Here is a 15,470-nt window from a genome sequence, read left to right as displayed (position 1 = left end):
TAACTTTGTTAATATAAATATTAAACAATTAATTCAAGAGCAACGCAAATGAATATGTTAAAAGTAGGAGATAAAGTACCTGATTTTTCAGCAAAAGACCAAGACGGCAATACAATTAATTTGAGTGATTATAAGGGCAAAAAACTTGTCGTTTTTTTCTATCCCAAAGCAAACACACCTGGTTGCACGGCAGAAGCCTGTAATTTAAGGGATAACTATAAAGAATTGCAAAATCAAGGCTTCGAAATTTTGGGCGTAAGTGCCGATTCGGAAAAGAAACAGTCAAACTTTAAGACCAAATATGAGTTCCCTTTTCCTTTATTGGCCGATGAAGACCATACCGTGATCAATACCTTTGGTGTTTGGGGGCCTAAAAAGTTTATGGGCAGGGAGTATGATGGTATTCACAGAACTACTTTCGTGATCAATGGAGATGGTGTAGTGGAAAATGTTATCGACAAAGTGAAAACGAAAGATCACGCTGCGCAATTACTTGATGCGTAAAACGTATTTGTCTCATCGAGCGCCCGCCTGCCGGACGGACGGGCAATCGAGATGCTATGGAACAATAGGCATTAAAAGTTCTTGACTGCGCGCGAACTGACATTTTAAAATAAAAAGGCGCTGAATAAGCGCCTTTTTATTTTATTTTTCCTTCTCTTCAAGAACCTTTCTGGTAAACAGGTTTTTCTCTTTTATTATTTCAGCAATACCTTCTGGCAGCTCTTTTTCCCATCCATCATCATTGTTAATAATCTTTTTGAGCACATTTCTTGAAAAGATATGAAGTACATCCGGGTCATAATCAATAATATCCATCACTTTTCCATTGTACTTAAAGAATTTGTACAATTCCTTCATACGAGGATGGACTTTGACATTGTTGCTGGTGAGTACTTGACCCGTTTCTGGATCTTTCATCGGATACAGGTACACCTTAAGATCCTTAAAGAACAATTTTCCGAAAGCTTCCAAAATGCCACCACTTAAGTGACGGTAGTATTTTTCATCAAATACATCCACTAAATTGTTCACGCCCATGGTCAATCCAATCTTGGCTTTGGTATAATTGTTAAAATACTCTACCAATTTATAGTACTCTTGGAATTTGGAAATCAATACTGTATGTCCGAGTGAACACAATAGCTCCGCCCTGTCCATAAAATCCTGCTCGTCGATTTCTCCAGATGCCTTTAGGTTGGATAAGGTTATTTCAAAAACAACAATGGCATTTTCCATATCCACGGTCTGTTCCCGAATAAAAATATCGTATGACTTTTGGAACATGTCCATATTCACCTTGGTAACAGGCCTAAAACTACCCCGTAATGCCAAGATATTTTTCTTGTACAACACGGCTGCAGGCAGCAAGTTGTTTCCATCGGGACCAAACATAACCGCGTCGGTCATGTCATTTTTAATAAGCTGAAGGCTCATCAACCTATTATCAACATCCGCAAAGTTGGGTCCTGTGAAGTTGATCATATCAATTTCCAAAGTATCATGGTCGATATGATCGTATAGGTATTTTAAAAGTTTTTTGGGCTTATGGAACTTGAAAAACGCTCCATAAATCAAGTTTACACCTAAAATGCCCAAGGTTTCTTGCTGTAGTCTTGCCTCATTTTGTTTAAAACGAATATGAAGTACGATTTCGTCATATTCCTTTTGGTCAGGGTCCAACTGAAAACGAAGTCCAACCCATCCATGCCCTTTGTAACGTTTGGAAAAATCGATGGTAGCCACAGTATTGGCGTAACTAAAGAACAAATAATCCGGATTACTGTCCCTACTGATCCGTTCCTCGACCAATCTCATTTCGTGATCCAACATCTTTTTTAACCGGGATTGGGTAACATAGCGACCATCTTCCTCAATGCCATAAATGGCATCACTAAAAGATTTGTCGTAAGCGCTCATCGCCTTTGCTATGGTTCCAGAAGCTCCTCCTGCCCTAAAAAAATGTCTGGCAGTTTCCTGTCCGGCGCCAATTTCAGCAAATGTTCCATAAATATCACGGTTCAAGTTGATCCTAAGGGTCTTGGCCTTTATGGAAGGAATATTTTCAAAAGCATTTTCTCTGCTTGGTACGCTAGGCATATCCGAATTTTTAAAGTAAAACAAAGTTACACTCTTCAATCAATCTATTAAATAAATAAGTTATAATTTTGGATTTAATGGATGATAAGATGACCATTACTTTTTTGGGTACGGGAACTTCACAGGGAATCCCCATAATCGGAAGCAAACACCCCGTTTGCCTGAGCAATGATCCAAAAGACAAAAGACTGCGTGTATCCGTACTCATTTCTTGGAAAGATTATAACTACGTGATTGATTGCGGCCCCGACTTTAGGCAACAAATGCTCGCCAACCCAATAGATAAGTTGGATGGAATTTTGTTTACCCACGAACATGCCGACCATACAGCAGGCATAGATGATATTCGCCCCTTTTTCTTTAGGCAAGGAGACATTCCTGTTTATGCACACCCCAGAGTGCTTGATTCCCTCAAGAAACGATTCGATTACATTTTTGCGGATGAAGATAGATATCCGGGTGCACCAGCCGTACAGGTTTATGAAGTTTTCAAGGATAAAAAAATTCCTTTGGGCGGCTTGGAAGTTATTCCCATTGAAGCTTACCACAACAGATTAAAAGTTTTTGGCTATCGTTTTGGCGAATTTGTATACATGACCGATGTAAAAAGGGTGGAGGAGGAGGAAATCAAAAAAATAAAAGGAGCCGAAGTGTTGGTGATAAATGCGCTAAGGATAGATCCGCACCATTCCCATTTTAATTTGGAGGAAGCATTGGAGTTTGCCGAGGAAGTGGGAGCGGAGCGAACCTATTTTACCCATATCAGTCATTTATTGGGGTTCCATGATGAAGTTGAAAAAAGTCTCCCCAAAAACATACATTTGGCCTACGATAACCTTAAAATAAAAATATAGACGCCCTTAATACGTTATGATAACATGTTTCAAAGTGTTGGATTGTTATCTTGAGCGCAGTCGAAAGATAGACAAGAACATCTCGACCATACACGATGTGACATTAACCATAATCAAGGATCCATAAAATTTTCAAAATCCATGAAGAGTAGAATTTTTCTATACCTATTTGTTTTTGCCGCATTATTGGCCCTGTTTCAATATGTAACAGGAAATAATATGCAAAAAGCATTGACCTCCGATGTTGAACAACTACAGACTGAGGTGGAAGAACTTAAGGATTCCCTGCAAACCATGCACCTTAAGGTTCTCGACATGCAGTACTTTACTTTGGAAAACAATGATGATGCCCTTGCCTATTATGATCATTTGGATATAGAAGACCCATCACGCTATATTCAGGATAAGTTATTGGAAACCAACGAACAAAAAGGGGATAATCCTTTAATTCCCTACGAAGGAATGGAAAGCGATTTTAAAATCAATAAAATCAAGGTGTTGAACCATAAATGGATTTTGGCCGATTTTTCCGATGGAAAATATTGGGGAGACCTTATTATAAAATATGAACTAAAAGATGATTTGAGCGTGGACTTTACCTTGGCCGAACATTTGCTTTATGCTCCGCAGTAATTAATCAGTGCCAAAAGGGAGAGAACATAGAAAATAGACGGATGTGCTTATTGGCTTCGGAGTTCAGAGTTAGGAGTTCAAAGTTACGAAGTTATTGGGTTAGTGCCTACCGCAAACTGCCACTGCTTACTTCAAGTTCAAGAGCAAAGAAAAGAGAACCAAGACACAAGAGACAAGACTTCGTGCATCGTGCTTCCAACTTCTAACACCGAGCATCAAACATGTCCCTCTAACCACTTTTTAAAGGAAAAGAAGTTCTGTTGGGAAACACCATGTCCCACAGGAAACTCCTGATAAGTAGTCGGAATACCCAATTTTTCTAGGAATTCTGGTGAATTTTGGGCCCATTCCAAAGGAATCACTTGGTCCACCTGCCCATGCGATGCGTAAAAATTTAGTTTACTATGGTCTTTTTCAGCATAGCCGTCCACCAAAATATTTTCGTTGATGTATCCGCTCAGTGCAATCACGTTCTTCACTTTTTCCGGATACGATAGGGCAACTGCATAACTTAAAATGGTTCCTTGGCTAAATCCTAATAGTGTGATATTATCTTTGTCCAAATCGTATGCCTCAATGGCTTCGTCCATAAAAGCAACAATTTTTTCCCTAGATTCTTTAGCTTGTTCATCATCGCTCCATTTGCCTTGTTCTGCATCAAAATTAATGGCATACCAAGCATGGCCAAATGGCTCAAGATTATAAGGTGCTTTTAAGGAAAATACCATCAGCTCTCCGGGTAATTCCGATGCAAAGGAAAAAAGGTCCTCTTCATTGCTACCATAACCATGGAACATAAAAAGCGCAGGTATTTTGCCGGAAACTTTAGAGGATGGTCGTAATAAATATGTTAGCGATAGGGGTTTTAAGGACATTATTATAGTTTATGATATGAATGTGAACCATTTTTGAAAGTATTTTCCCAATACTGGTAATGGTTTTGTTTTTTCGTTAAGGGCTTGCAAAAAGCCAAACACCCAGATTACAATATAAAAAATATAGATGGGAATAGATAGATAAACCAACCCTGTATACGTTAGCAATATTGCCAAGGCATGGAAAAGGATATGGATTCCAAAGGCCTGCCGTATATGAAAACGGGCAAAGGCATTTTTGGGTTCAATGTTCATGGTGATGGCAATCAAACAGCCCACAATGGTAATATATGCTACGACTGCCGTGGTTTTTCCTGGGGTGGAATTACTCATTATAGTGTACTTTGACCGTTATTGATGACTCCGTAAACTTTGCCCTTTAATGTGGAACCTACGAACATGCTATTCTTTGAGGTTGAAAGAATGTTCTTTGCCTCAAAAGTGTACTCCCCATCAGGATTGAACAGGGTTAAACATGCTTTGGAGCCTTCTTTTAGGGCAGGAGGCACTATTTGGAACCGAGAACGTCCTTTGGTTAAAAAAACAATGGTTTCTTCCAACTCAAAAATGGTGTTCAAACTTCCAAAAGCGGACTCTAGCCCAAGACTTCCGCTTTTTGCATTATCAAATTCCACACGTTTGTGCTCAATATCCATCGGAATATGGTCTGTGGTCACAAAATCTATGGTTCCGTTTTTCACTCCTTTGATCAATGTCTTACAATCCGATTTTGTCCGAAGGGGCGGCGACACCTTAAAATGGGTATCAAAACTCGTTAGGGTCTCATCCGAAAAGAATAGATTGTGAATGGCCACGCTGCACGTTACATCCAACCCTTTTTTCTTGGCCTCTGCGATAAGTTTTACCGAACCCCCTGAAGATATGGTCGGAATATGCAGTTTACCACCCGTATACTCCAATATAAAAAGGTCTCTGGCAATTTGTAGCTCTTCCGAAAGTGCAGGGATTCCCTTGAGTCCTAATTTTGTTGAGACTTCACCTTCGTGCGCCACACCTTTCCCTTTTATGTCGCCATCCTGAGGAAAGGAATACACCAATCCATCAAAATTTTGGGCATACAACAATGCAATTTTTAATAGGTTGGGATTGGAAACCTGTTTTTTGAAATCGTAAAAGGCCACGGCTCCCGCATTCTTCATGTCATAAAGCTCCGCAAGATCAACACCGTCGGAATTCTTGGTCAAGGTACCCAAAGGATAAATTTTTGTAGCCTTTCCAATTCCGCGCTCTTTTAAAAATACCACATCAGAACTGGTATCGGGCACGGGATTCGTGTTTGGGTTCAGCACAATATCGGTGAACCCACTTTTACCGGCCGTAAACAATCCATTTGCAATGGTTTCCCGTTCCTCAAATCCTGGCTCGCCAAAACTCACGCTGCTATCGAACCAACCGAGGGATACATGCAGATTATCTTTTTCTACCACCTTGGTATTGGCAGGAGCTTCCACAGCCGCACCGATCTTCTCAATAATTCCTTTTTTAATAAGGATATCCCTTTTCTTCAGGTGAAGCTCCTTGTTCTCTGGGCATACGATTTTTGCAGACTTCAGCAGAATGTTCATGTAACAAATTTTTGAATGAGTACCTCAATAAGCGCCAGAAGCAACGCTAAAATAACAAACCATTTCCAATATGCGGTAATGTTGTTCTCCGCTTCCAAGTATTCAAATAGTTCGGGAACGGAATCCATAGTGTTTGCATTTTCCAATGCTCCGATATCCATATATTTGAGTTGACTTTCCGCTCTGGGGTAATTAAAACTTATATTTTGTAGCCTTTGCTCGTTTTGTAAAATGAAAAAAATCCCATCTTCGGTCGGATTTTGGTCAAAAGTGAGCCGCACCCGATTTGGAAAAGTTTGTTGCAGTGGAATAAACCCGTAACCTGCTTTGGAGACCTCTAAAATATCGTCGTTACCTATTTGAGCAGAAATATCCACCGTAGTTGATTCACCAAGGGTTTGATAGGGCTTTGGTGTTTGCAAACTCGATTGTGCCATATTATAAAAGGTGGGCACAATCAACGGGGAGTTGATAAAATTGGAGTTATCCAATGCCAAGGGAACTGTAAAAACATACAGTCCATCATCCCCGGACAAAAACGAATCGCCGCCTTCCAAGGACAAAGCTTTGGGCAAAGTGGTCTGTATGCTGAAATGCTCTTTTACGGATGGATATTGAAAATTGGTCACTTCCTGTTCAAAAACGTTTCGGTACAGCGGGTGATCAAAAGTGATGGTGGTCAACTTGGCATCGGATGTGATTTTCTCCGAAAATTGTGTTGTGGATAAACTGGACAAAAACGTATTGTAAGAGGATAAATTACTGTTGATCGCAGGAACTATAATCAAGGTGCCACCATCATTTTTAAAAGTGCGCAAGATATTTTGAAGGCCGCTTGGAATTGTGGCTAAATTATCCAGAACCACTACATTTTGATTATCCAAATTACTGTAATCCAGTTGATTCAAGGCATATTTTTGAAAATCGAACTCGTCGCCTCGGAACAATCGCTTTAAATAATCGCTATCCGATTCACTAATGGCCAAAACTTTAATTTTTTCTTTGGAATTGATGTTGAAGTAAAACCGATTATCGTACCCCAATGCATTATCGATGATACTCAAACGTCCGTTTAACTCTTCACTGGCCGGAATGGTAAATTCGACTTCAGCATCTCCATTTGATTTAAATTTTGCAGCAGTTTTGGCAATCAATTCCTCATCATTATAAAGAGAAATGGGCAAGGCATTATTCTCGTTTCCTCCAGAAAGAAACACTTTTAATTTGGCCTGTTCGTTCAAGCCATCATCCACAAAAACGGAATCAATCGATACATTATTTTGAATCTCTTGCGGCTGCATCGGAACAAAATGAGCCACCAAATTTGTATCCAAATCGGTATTTCCATCGGATACCCTTTCTTGAAAATCAGAAATTACGATCAAGTTTTTTATACTACTACTGTTTTGGGAGAACAGACTGTTGGCCTTTAGGCCAATTTCGTTCAGGTTGAGTTGTTTGTACGAGTAGGGGAGCGATAGCAACGAATTCTGAATGTCAGTTATGCGAACATTATTGAATGCTTTTTCGTTTGTGAACAGACTGAACTCCGTATCTCCGTCAATGTTTTTGATTAAATCTTGGACAGCTTTTTCCAAAAGTGAAATGCCATTGTTCTTGGCTTGCATGCTGAAAGAATCGTCCAGATAAACAACGGTTTCCTTTTCTTGAAGCGCTGTTGTGGCCGAGGTAAACGGTTGCGCAAAGGCAATTATAATGGCAGCCAACAATAAGAGACGGGTAAACAGCAGCAGCCATTTTTTAAGCGTATTGCTTTTTCTGGACTCCGAAACCACTTTTTGTAGCATGGCCACATTGGTGAACGGGGTTTTGGTAAAGCGCCGTAACTGAAATAAATGAATTAAAATGGGTATGACTAGAAGAAAAAGTGCCCAAAGAATTTCTGGATGTTTAAACTGCATTCCCAACATTGCTTGATCAAAGATAGGCATTAAAACATTCTGATTTCAAACTTCATTTATCAATTGTCAATGAACATTCAACAATAACCAACGAACAATTATTAATGAACCCATTATGATTGTAGGCGAGGCAAAGCATCTTTTTTGAGATGGATTTCACGAATAGCTCGAAGCAATTGTTAAATGACTTTTCAAACCGGCACCTTGAGTACTCGTCCACCTGCCAGTACAAGCAAGTTTCAGGGGTTCCGCGGTTTATGGATTCCGTGTCAAGCACGGAATGACAAAAGATACTTGTACTTATCATTTTGGGCGAATGTGAGGAATCTAATTCGAAACAAGGTTGAATCAGCAAAAAAAGAAGTAATCCTGCATAGATGATCTGCCCAATTCTGAAAAGTAGCCCCTGATTTCTTTTTGGGCTTCCTCATTGGCAACGGTGATAATACTTTGTGGATTGTCCAGTTCTTGTAATGCCTCAAAGTGGACGAGTTCTTTACCATATATTTGTTTACCGATTTTTTTTGGATTGTCGCACAGCCAAACAAAATCAAGACCTCGCTTTTTTAACCCTTTTGTAATTTTCTTCCCTTTAAATCCAGCTCCCCAAACTACCAACGGACGGGTTACATCGTAATTCAACCTTAAAAAATAATGGAGTTTGATGTCCAAAAAATAGTTTTGTGCGTAATGCTCATGGGTGCGGGAAGTGCGGGTAGCGTAATCACGCCAAAGGTGCAGTACTTGGTCGCATGGAATAATTTTAAATCCATGTTCATAAAATCGAAAGGATAAATCGTAATCTTCCGGGTAGCGGTTGGGTCGAAAACCATTGCACTTATCAAAATCTTCTCGGTGAACCATCCAGCAAGGGGAGGGAATTACGCATTCTTTATAAATTTCATCATAATTATTGCCAGTTGATGTGAGTTGGTTCAACCATTTCTCATAGCGTTCGTAACCATTGCTGATGCCCCGGTCAGAAAAATATTTTACCTGTCCAACAGCAACATGACCAGTTCCATTTTCTTTTAAAGCATTCACCATTACCTCCAATCTGTTAGGTTTCATGATGTCATCGGAATCCATACGGGTCACAAAGCTTCCGTTACTTCGGGCGTATGCCGTTTGGAGCGCTGGAATAATCCCCGTGCCTTTGTTTTGGAAGACTTTTATGCACCCATCTTTTTTGGAGTAGTCGGAGAGAAGCTCAAAACTCTCATCGGTAGAATGATCGTTAACGGCCAAAACCTCCCAATTGGCATACGTTTGATTCACAATGGAATCCAAACATTCGGGCAAAAAATTTGCGGTGTTTTTAAAAGGAATGATGATGCTAACTTTACCGTTTTGCATGCTGCAAGGTAACTAATTCAAGGCAAGTAATTTTAGTTAAACGGAAGTAGGTCGGGTTCCAAATAGGTGGTTTTTGCCTTTGGGTCTGCAATAACATCTTTACCATAATGTTGGAACAATAATTCTTTGAACGAGGTAATCAATCTCGGAAATTCAACGATAAATTCTTCAAAATTGGTTGCGCTCGATTTTTGCTTAAAATGTCGCACCACTTTTACAGCGGCCACGGTCAAGGTTGTGTGATATTTAGTGCCATCTCCATGTAATCGATCAAAATTCTTGATGGCTTTACAAGTTTTTACGATGGCAGTTTCCTCATCAAACAAGTTAAGATAAATCCAAGCTAGTTTTATATGGGCTTTATGGTTGAATTGTTCCGGCGGGAATTGTCCGTTTTCAAAAGCCTTAATAAAATCAGCATCGTTCATTTTATTCGCTTTTAAGAACCGTATCAATGGCTTCCTTCACCATTTTTTCCATGATGTCGTAACCTGCTTTGGTCACGTGTACTTCGTCTGTGGTCAAGTCGGATGGTAGTCCATTTCTATCATCGGCCATTTCGGAAAAATAATCCAAATACAGTACTCCTTGGGCTTCCGTCATAGCCTTGAGCATGTTGTTGAGCTTTGGTATTTTAATGTTCGGCTCCAAACCTGGACGCCATGGGTAATCGTAAGCAGGCAGTACGGAACAAACTATTGGTTTAATGCCATTTGCTTTTGCCAGTTCCACCATGGAAAGGATATTGTCGTGTATTTGTTTCAGCGACATGGGGCCTGTATTGCCCGCAATATCGTTGGTTCCAGCCAAAATAACGACAACTTTGGGATTTAGATCAATCACATCTTGACGGAAACGAAGCAGCATCTGTGGCGTGGTCTGTCCGCCGATGCCTCGGTTTACAAAAGGGTGGTCCTTAAAAAAATCAAGATGGGCATCTTTCCACATTTCGGTAATGGAATTGCCCATGAAAACTACGCGATTTTCATCTTCGGTTGATGCAGCTAATTCCGTATTAGCATTTTTATACTTTTCCAAATTGGGCCAATCTTGGGCATTGATTTTAGAAGTGCTCATTAATCCTAAAAAAGAAAGCATCATCCAAAGTATGGTTTGTTTTTTCACTATATGTGGTTTTTCTAAAAATAGGGAATTTCAATCAAAATGAATTAAGAAAAAAAGCGATGCGATTACTTTTGAATCATACCGCTTTAAAATTTATCAATACCATTATATCTTTTAAAGGTTTCTTGAGCCAGAAACCATCAATTCGAGTAAAATTCCAGAGGAATTTTGTATCGAGAGTTGTTTTAGGCTTGAAATTCTGGTTCTCGATACGATTTTTCTTTGGTTTCGACTTCGCTCAACCACCAAAAAATCACTCGAACTGACGAATTTCATCCATAATACATAATGGGATTATCATTTGTTGAATCTATTAATATTTCGCGCTCTTTCCTTTGGCTTGGGTTCTTAAAATGAACGCTCTAATATCGTCGTTGGCCGATTTTAAATCTTCTTTTCTCAAATACATCATGTGACCGGAACGGTATCCTTTAAACTCAAATCGGTCTTTCATTCTACCGCTAGGGTCTACTTGCGACATGGTGTACTTGGCCGCAAAATAGGTGCAGGCGCCATCATAATAACCCGATTGAACCAAAACGTTCAAGTATGGATTTTGTGCCATCGCTTGACGTAGATTGTCCCTTACGTTATCATCATCATTGTCCCAAGGATGTACAGGGCCAAACATATTGTACTTAATGTCAGTTTTAAAATCAAGCTCTTCTTGCAAGTAATAATTAATGGCAGGGGTAAAACTGTGCAGCCAAGAGGTCAACTCGGGTGAATAATCGGGTCGGGTTCCTGCCAATGTTTTGTCGATTCCCAAATAACGGCTATCCAAACGCCCGATCGTGTATCCGCTTTTATCTCGCAACAAAGCTTTCCAAAAGAATTGCGTAGGCACATCCAAATTGTGGTCAATAATGTCTTTTGCATCCAATCCGGAATAAAGCGCCATTTTATCGGCAATGGCTTTACGCTCAGATTCAGGAATAAAACCACCTTTGGCGATAGCCGGCAATAATTCATTAATTGTGAATTCTTCCACCTCTGGCAACACTTCCAACAGGTCTTTGCTTTGCAAATCGGATGGCAGGGCTTTGTGGTGCCATGCTGCGGCAGCAAAATAAGGAAGGTTCAATGCACTGGAAACAGGGTCGTTGTCGCGGAATACCTTGTAATCGGCAGGGGAAACCATAATTACGCCGTTCAAGTACATCCATTGTTGGTTTTGAAGTGCCAAGGAAAGGCCCATAACACGGGTACCTCCGTAACTTTCACCCACAATATATTTAGGGGAGTTCCAACGGTTGTTTCTAGATACAAAAGTGTTCAGCCATTCGGCCAAATATTTGGTATCTGCATTGATTCCGAAGAATTTTTTACGGTCCACTTCTTTTCCTGTTTCGGGAATGGTACGTGAATAGCCCGTGTTCACAGGGTTTACGTAAACAATATCGGTTACGTCCAAAACAGAATACGGGTTTTCCTTAACGCCATAGGGTTGCACGGGATACCCTTCATCATCAATTTTAAGAATACGCGGACCTGTGTAGGCCAAGTGCATCCAAACGGAACCGGAGCCCGGTCCGCCGTTAAAGGAAATCAACAAGGGTCGCGAAGACCTATCCTTCACACCGTTTTTAGTGTAGTAAGTGTAATGCAAGGATGCAATCGGTTCTCCCAATTCATCCCAAACGGGTTGGGTTCCTGTTGTTGCGGTATAGTCAATGTTGGAACCGTTGATGGTTACGGAATGTTGTGTGGTTACTGTGGTGTCAACGGGTAATTTTCTACTTTGGGCAAAGGCAAATGATGTGCAAAACGCCATGCCTAACAATACGAGTTTTTTCATTTTTACGGGTTGAATTAGTCGAGTTCATAAAAATAGGGAATTTGAAGATTCTTATACAGACAAAAGCTCTGAAAATGCATGAAGGTGCATTCGATTGTTCTATTATGTGTAAATTTAATAGCGTTAACTAAATCTATATTCCATGAAGAGTCTCACCCGAAGAAATTTTAATACCCTGACCGCAAAAGGCATAGGAGGTGCCGCCTTGTTATCATCGGTGCCGTTTGCCTGTGCCATGGGAGCCAATCAGGATAAAAAGAAGCTGGGCATTGCCTTAGTTGGACTTGGTAGTTACAGCACCTATCAATTAGCGCCTGCTTTGCAGGATACCCAACATTGCTATTTGGCAGGAATTGTTACCGGAACTCCCGAAAAGGAAAAGGTTTGGGCGAATAAATACGGTATTCCTGAAAAGAACATTTACAACTATCAAAATTTTGATGATATTGCCAACAACCCCGAAATTGATGTGGTATATGTGGTGCTTCCCAACAGTATGCATGCCGAATTTAGTATTCGTGCCGCTAAAGCAGGCAAGCATGTTATCTGTGAAAAACCTATGGGCATTAGCGTGGCAGAGTGTGATGCCATCATAAATGTATGTAAAGAAGCTGGCGTAAAACTGGGCATGGGTTATCGCTTACATTCCGAGCCCTATACGCAGCAGGTAAAGGAATTTGTCAGGGAAAAAACCTTTGGCGATGTCTTGTTTGTTTCCGCAGATGCCGCCTACCGCTCCACGGGCAATCCAGAACAATGGCGTTTGGACAAAAAACTTTCGGGAGGGGGCGCTTTAATGAATATGGGCGTGTATGCCGTGCAAAGTGCTATTTATGGTACGGGTGAGAACCCTATTTCGGTTGCTGCACAGGAATTTAGCACCCGACCAGAATATTTTAAGGAAACCGATGAGACCATTACGGCACAATTTAAATTCCCGAGTGGGGCAGTGGGCAACATTTCCACTTCGCACAATTTTAATGCGAATGCGATGTATGTTTCCGGGACTTCGGGCTGGTTTCGGCTACAACCGGCCAACAATTATGGTCCGTTGAGCGGAGTGACCTCTAATGGCGATGTCATTAAATTTCCGCACGAGAGCCAGCAGAAATTGCAAATGGACGATTTTGCACGGCATGTATTGTTCGACGAGCCCAACAAAGCGCCTGGTGAAATGGGCAAACGCGATATGATAATCGTGGAAGCCATTTACAAATCCATTGCGAATGGGGGAGAAACCATTTCCTTGGATTTTGAACCTGGTTTTGGGTTTGGGGGATGAGTTGGGTCGATTGAAGAATAGGAGGTATTTTTAATTGGTATTTGCCCGATTAATTTTTTGATAGCTACTTTCTATATTGACTTTGTACTTGGGCCATAATATTTAGGTTCCGTGAGACAAATATCCTTAGCGCTATCTTTCAATCCGAAAAAGTCTAAACCGTTTCTCTGAAAAAAACAATGTAATTCGCTAACTTCAATCAAAATGAATAAAAAAGAAACTTTGGAACAACTACGTTACCCTATTGGAAAATTTGAGGTTCCTGATATCATCACAAAAAATAATTTGGAGGAATGGATTTCTGTTTTGGAACAGTTGCCCCAACGTTTGAGCGATTTGGTTACTCCATTGTCCGAGGAACAGCTCGAAACCCCTTATCGACCAGGGGGGTGGACTGTTCGCCAAGTGGTCCATCATATTTCCGATAGCCATCACAATAGTTATATTCGCTTTAAATGGGCACTTACGGAAGATACTCCTATAATTAAAGCCTACGATGAAAAGGCTTGGGCCGAATTGTTCGATACCCGTACCGCGCCCATATTAATGTCGCTTTACCATTTGAGTGCCATACACGCCAAGTTGGTTTATTTGCTGAAAGGGCTTTCCGAAGGAGATTTAAAAAGAAGCTTTATACACCCCGATGGAAACCAAGAGACCACTTTGGAAGAAAACATAGCTCGCTACGCTTGGCACAGCAATCATCATTTTGCCCATATTGAAAACTTGGTAAAGCGCGAAGGGTGGTAACCTAAAGGTTTTTGGTTAAGATCCACATGGCCTTCTCGGTAGGTTTAACGCGGGGCAAAACCACCTCGCTCTCCCGTTTGATGGTAAATCCGTTTTTTTGATAGAAATGAATCGGGTTTCCTTTTTGCATGGCATCCAACCAAACGATTTTCTTGTTCAAATCTCTCGCCGTATCTTCAATAAATTGAAGCACTTGTTTGCCTATTCCTTTACCTGAGTGCTCTTTCAGTAAATAAATTTTCTCTGCTTTAAGCGCATCTGTATCTGCAATTTCATCGATGCCACAGTTTTTTACCAATTTAAGGATACCAACGTTTTTATTGTTTTGTTGAATTAGATAGTTGAACGCATTGGGGTCCTGAAGGTCACGCTCAACAACTTCTTTGGTCAGTCCATACGAAATATAGGGGGTTGGATCTTCGTTTTCCCAAAGATGTAGGTAATGTTCGCAGTACGATTTTACGCCAACAGCCAAATATTCATTTAAGTTATCTTGGATAACGGGTTCCAAGCTTACCATGTTTTTTTGAACAGTAAGAGTCATTCTTTATTATAGTGCTAGGTGTTGATCCATTTAATATTGCAGCCCAGACTTGGCTTTTGCTCGGAATTTACAGCTTTACCATTCAGGACGGCATCCATTGCATTTTTAAGGTCCGTTCCTGTAAGTGGAATTCCGTTTCCCGGTCTGGAGTCGTCCAATTGGCCGCGGTAGACCAAGGACAAATTCGCATCAAAGAGATAGAAATCGGGAGTACAGGCCGCATCGTATGCCTTTGCTGTTTCTTGTGCTTCGTCATATAAATAGGGGAACGTATAGCCTTCCTTTTTGGCTTTCTCGGTCATTAAATGCGGGGCATCTTGTGGATAGTTTTCCACATCGTTGCTGGAAATGGCCACAAAGGCAATTCCTTTTTCCTGATATTCTTGAGCCAACTTTACGATCATCGGGTTTACATGAACCACAAAAGGGCAGTGGTTACAAATAAACATTACCAAGGTCCCTTTTTCTCCTTTCAGCTCGTCCAAAGAGCGTTTTTTATCGGAAACGGTGTCCAACAGTTCAAAGTTGGGAGCCTTGGTGCCCAAAGGGAGCATGTTACTGGGAGTCCTAGCCATTGTTCTTAAATTTTAGGATTGCACAAGGTCGTATATGGTAAAAATAAAAAAACGACCTGCAAAAAATACA

The 15,470-nt window shown here is 40.6% G+C and carries 16 protein-coding genes; 5 read left to right on the top strand and 11 right to left on the bottom strand.

The genetic code is table 11. The features are described 5' to 3' along the window. The first annotated feature begins 48 nt into the window (after positions 1-48). The gene (bcp, locus tag VM932_RS04310; protein ID WP_326277328.1) at positions 49-504 is read left to right on the top strand and encodes a thioredoxin-dependent thiol peroxidase; all 456 of its coding nucleotides are present in this window, start codon (positions 49-51) and stop codon (positions 502-504) included. 141 nt (positions 505-645) lie between these two features. Here bcp and VM932_RS04305 read toward each other — a convergent pair whose 3' ends face one another. Beyond that, positions 646-2,100, bottom strand: a complete 1,455-nt coding sequence (locus VM932_RS04305; RefSeq protein WP_293162955.1) for a TonB-dependent receptor — start codon at positions 2,098-2,100, stop codon at positions 646-648. Between the two features lie 89 nt (positions 2,101-2,189). Between VM932_RS04305 and VM932_RS04300 the strand changes: the two genes are divergently transcribed. After that, the gene (locus tag VM932_RS04300; RefSeq protein WP_326277387.1) at positions 2,190-2,954 is read left to right on the top strand and encodes an MBL fold metallo-hydrolase; all 765 of its coding nucleotides are present in this window, start codon (positions 2,190-2,192) and stop codon (positions 2,952-2,954) included. 141 nt (positions 2,955-3,095) lie between these two features. Then, positions 3,096-3,587, top strand: coding sequence for a hydrolase (locus VM932_RS04295; protein ID WP_326277327.1), 492 nt, complete (start codon positions 3,096-3,098; stop codon positions 3,585-3,587). Positions 3,588-3,802: 215 nt separating this feature from the next. On the opposite strand, the gene VM932_RS04290 is transcribed toward VM932_RS04295, so the two are convergent. From VM932_RS04290 to VM932_RS04255, 8 genes are all read right to left on the bottom strand, one after another. Next, on the bottom strand, positions 3,803-4,462 hold the full coding sequence (locus VM932_RS04290; protein WP_326277326.1) for an alpha/beta hydrolase: 660 nt from the start codon (positions 4,460-4,462) through the stop codon (positions 3,803-3,805). Between the two features lie 9 nt (positions 4,463-4,471). Beyond that, positions 4,472-4,795: a hypothetical protein gene (locus VM932_RS04285; RefSeq protein ID WP_326277325.1), complete on the bottom strand. Its 324-nt coding sequence runs from the start codon at positions 4,793-4,795 to the stop codon at positions 4,472-4,474. Beyond that, positions 4,795-6,048 carry a dihydroorotase gene (locus VM932_RS04280; RefSeq protein WP_326277324.1) on the bottom strand — a complete coding sequence of 418 codons (1,254 nt, stop codon included), beginning with the start codon at positions 6,046-6,048 and terminating at the stop codon, positions 4,795-4,797. Before VM932_RS04280 ends, VM932_RS04285 begins: the two co-directional genes overlap by 1 nt. Continuing rightward, complete coding sequence (locus VM932_RS04275) at positions 6,045-7,970, bottom strand: BatA domain-containing protein (protein ID WP_326277323.1); 1,926 nt, start codon at positions 7,968-7,970, stop codon at positions 6,045-6,047. Before VM932_RS04275 ends, VM932_RS04280 begins: the two co-directional genes overlap by 4 nt. Before the next feature lie 348 nt (positions 7,971-8,318). After that, positions 8,319-9,326, bottom strand: coding sequence for a glycosyltransferase (locus VM932_RS04270; protein WP_326277322.1), 1,008 nt, complete (start codon positions 9,324-9,326; stop codon positions 8,319-8,321). A 32-nt stretch (positions 9,327-9,358) separates the two neighbouring features. Beyond that, positions 9,359-9,754 carry a hypothetical protein gene (locus tag VM932_RS04265; RefSeq protein ID WP_326277321.1) on the bottom strand — a complete coding sequence of 132 codons (396 nt, stop codon included), beginning with the start codon at positions 9,752-9,754 and terminating at the stop codon, positions 9,359-9,361. Between the two features lies 1 nt (position 9,755). Then, positions 9,756-10,451, bottom strand: a complete 696-nt coding sequence (locus VM932_RS04260; RefSeq protein ID WP_326277320.1) for an SGNH/GDSL hydrolase family protein — start codon at positions 10,449-10,451, stop codon at positions 9,756-9,758. A gap of 313 nt (positions 10,452-10,764) precedes the next feature. After that, positions 10,765-12,249, bottom strand: a complete 1,485-nt coding sequence (locus tag VM932_RS04255) for a S10 family peptidase (protein WP_326277319.1) — start codon at positions 12,247-12,249, stop codon at positions 10,765-10,767. Between the two features lie 142 nt (positions 12,250-12,391). On the opposite strand from VM932_RS04255, the gene VM932_RS04250 reads away from it, so the two are divergent. Then, positions 12,392-13,531: a Gfo/Idh/MocA family protein gene (locus VM932_RS04250; protein ID WP_326277318.1), complete on the top strand. Its 1,140-nt coding sequence runs from the start codon at positions 12,392-12,394 to the stop codon at positions 13,529-13,531. Between the two features lie 204 nt (positions 13,532-13,735). Next, positions 13,736-14,281: a YfiT family bacillithiol transferase gene (locus VM932_RS04245; RefSeq protein WP_326277317.1), complete on the top strand. Its 546-nt coding sequence runs from the start codon at positions 13,736-13,738 to the stop codon at positions 14,279-14,281. 1 nt (position 14,282) lies between these two features. On the opposite strand, the gene VM932_RS04240 is transcribed toward VM932_RS04245, so the two are convergent. Beyond that, complete coding sequence (locus tag VM932_RS04240) at positions 14,283-14,801, bottom strand: GNAT family N-acetyltransferase (RefSeq protein WP_326277316.1); 519 nt, start codon at positions 14,799-14,801, stop codon at positions 14,283-14,285. A gap of 38 nt (positions 14,802-14,839) precedes the next feature. After that, positions 14,840-15,400 carry a thioredoxin family protein gene (locus VM932_RS04235; RefSeq protein WP_326277315.1) on the bottom strand — a complete coding sequence of 187 codons (561 nt, stop codon included), beginning with the start codon at positions 15,398-15,400 and terminating at the stop codon, positions 14,840-14,842. Positions 15,401-15,470: the final 70 nt, after the last annotated feature.

The sequence above is a fragment of the Flagellimonas halotolerans genome (assembly GCF_035818535.1).
Taxonomy (GTDB): Bacteria; Bacteroidota; Bacteroidia; order Flavobacteriales; family Flavobacteriaceae; genus Flagellimonas; species Flagellimonas halotolerans.
This window is presented reverse-complemented; position numbering and strand designations above follow the sequence as displayed.

Coding starts and splice junctions, on each gene's coding strand:
- bcp (WP_326277328.1), top strand. CDS start 49: ATGAATATGTTAAAAGTAGGAGATAAAGTACCTGATTTTTCAGCAAAA.
- VM932_RS04305 (WP_293162955.1), bottom strand. CDS start 2,100: ATGCCTAGCGTACCAAGCAGAGAAAATGCTTTTGAAAATATTCCTTCC.
- VM932_RS04300 (WP_326277387.1), top strand. CDS start 2,190: ATGACCATTACTTTTTTGGGTACGGGAACTTCACAGGGAATCCCCATA.
- VM932_RS04295 (WP_326277327.1), top strand. CDS start 3,096: ATGAAGAGTAGAATTTTTCTATACCTATTTGTTTTTGCCGCATTATTG.
- VM932_RS04290 (WP_326277326.1), bottom strand. CDS start 4,462: ATGTCCTTAAAACCCCTATCGCTAACATATTTATTACGACCATCCTCT.
- VM932_RS04285 (WP_326277325.1), bottom strand. CDS start 4,795: ATGAGTAATTCCACCCCAGGAAAAACCACGGCAGTCGTAGCATATATT.
- VM932_RS04280 (WP_326277324.1), bottom strand. CDS start 6,048: ATGAACATTCTGCTGAAGTCTGCAAAAATCGTATGCCCAGAGAACAAG.
- VM932_RS04275 (WP_326277323.1), bottom strand. CDS start 7,970: ATGCAGTTTAAACATCCAGAAATTCTTTGGGCACTTTTTCTTCTAGTC.
- VM932_RS04270 (WP_326277322.1), bottom strand. CDS start 9,326: ATGCAAAACGGTAAAGTTAGCATCATCATTCCTTTTAAAAACACCGCA.
- VM932_RS04265 (WP_326277321.1), bottom strand. CDS start 9,754: ATGAACGATGCTGATTTTATTAAGGCTTTTGAAAACGGACAATTCCCG.
- VM932_RS04255 (WP_326277319.1), bottom strand. CDS start 12,249: ATGAAAAAACTCGTATTGTTAGGCATGGCGTTTTGCACATCATTTGCC.
- VM932_RS04250 (WP_326277318.1), top strand. CDS start 12,392: ATGAAGAGTCTCACCCGAAGAAATTTTAATACCCTGACCGCAAAAGGC.
- VM932_RS04245 (WP_326277317.1), top strand. CDS start 13,736: ATGAATAAAAAAGAAACTTTGGAACAACTACGTTACCCTATTGGAAAA.
- VM932_RS04240 (WP_326277316.1), bottom strand. CDS start 14,801: ATGGTAAGCTTGGAACCCGTTATCCAAGATAACTTAAATGAATATTTG.
- VM932_RS04235 (WP_326277315.1), bottom strand. CDS start 15,400: ATGGCTAGGACTCCCAGTAACATGCTCCCTTTGGGCACCAAGGCTCCC.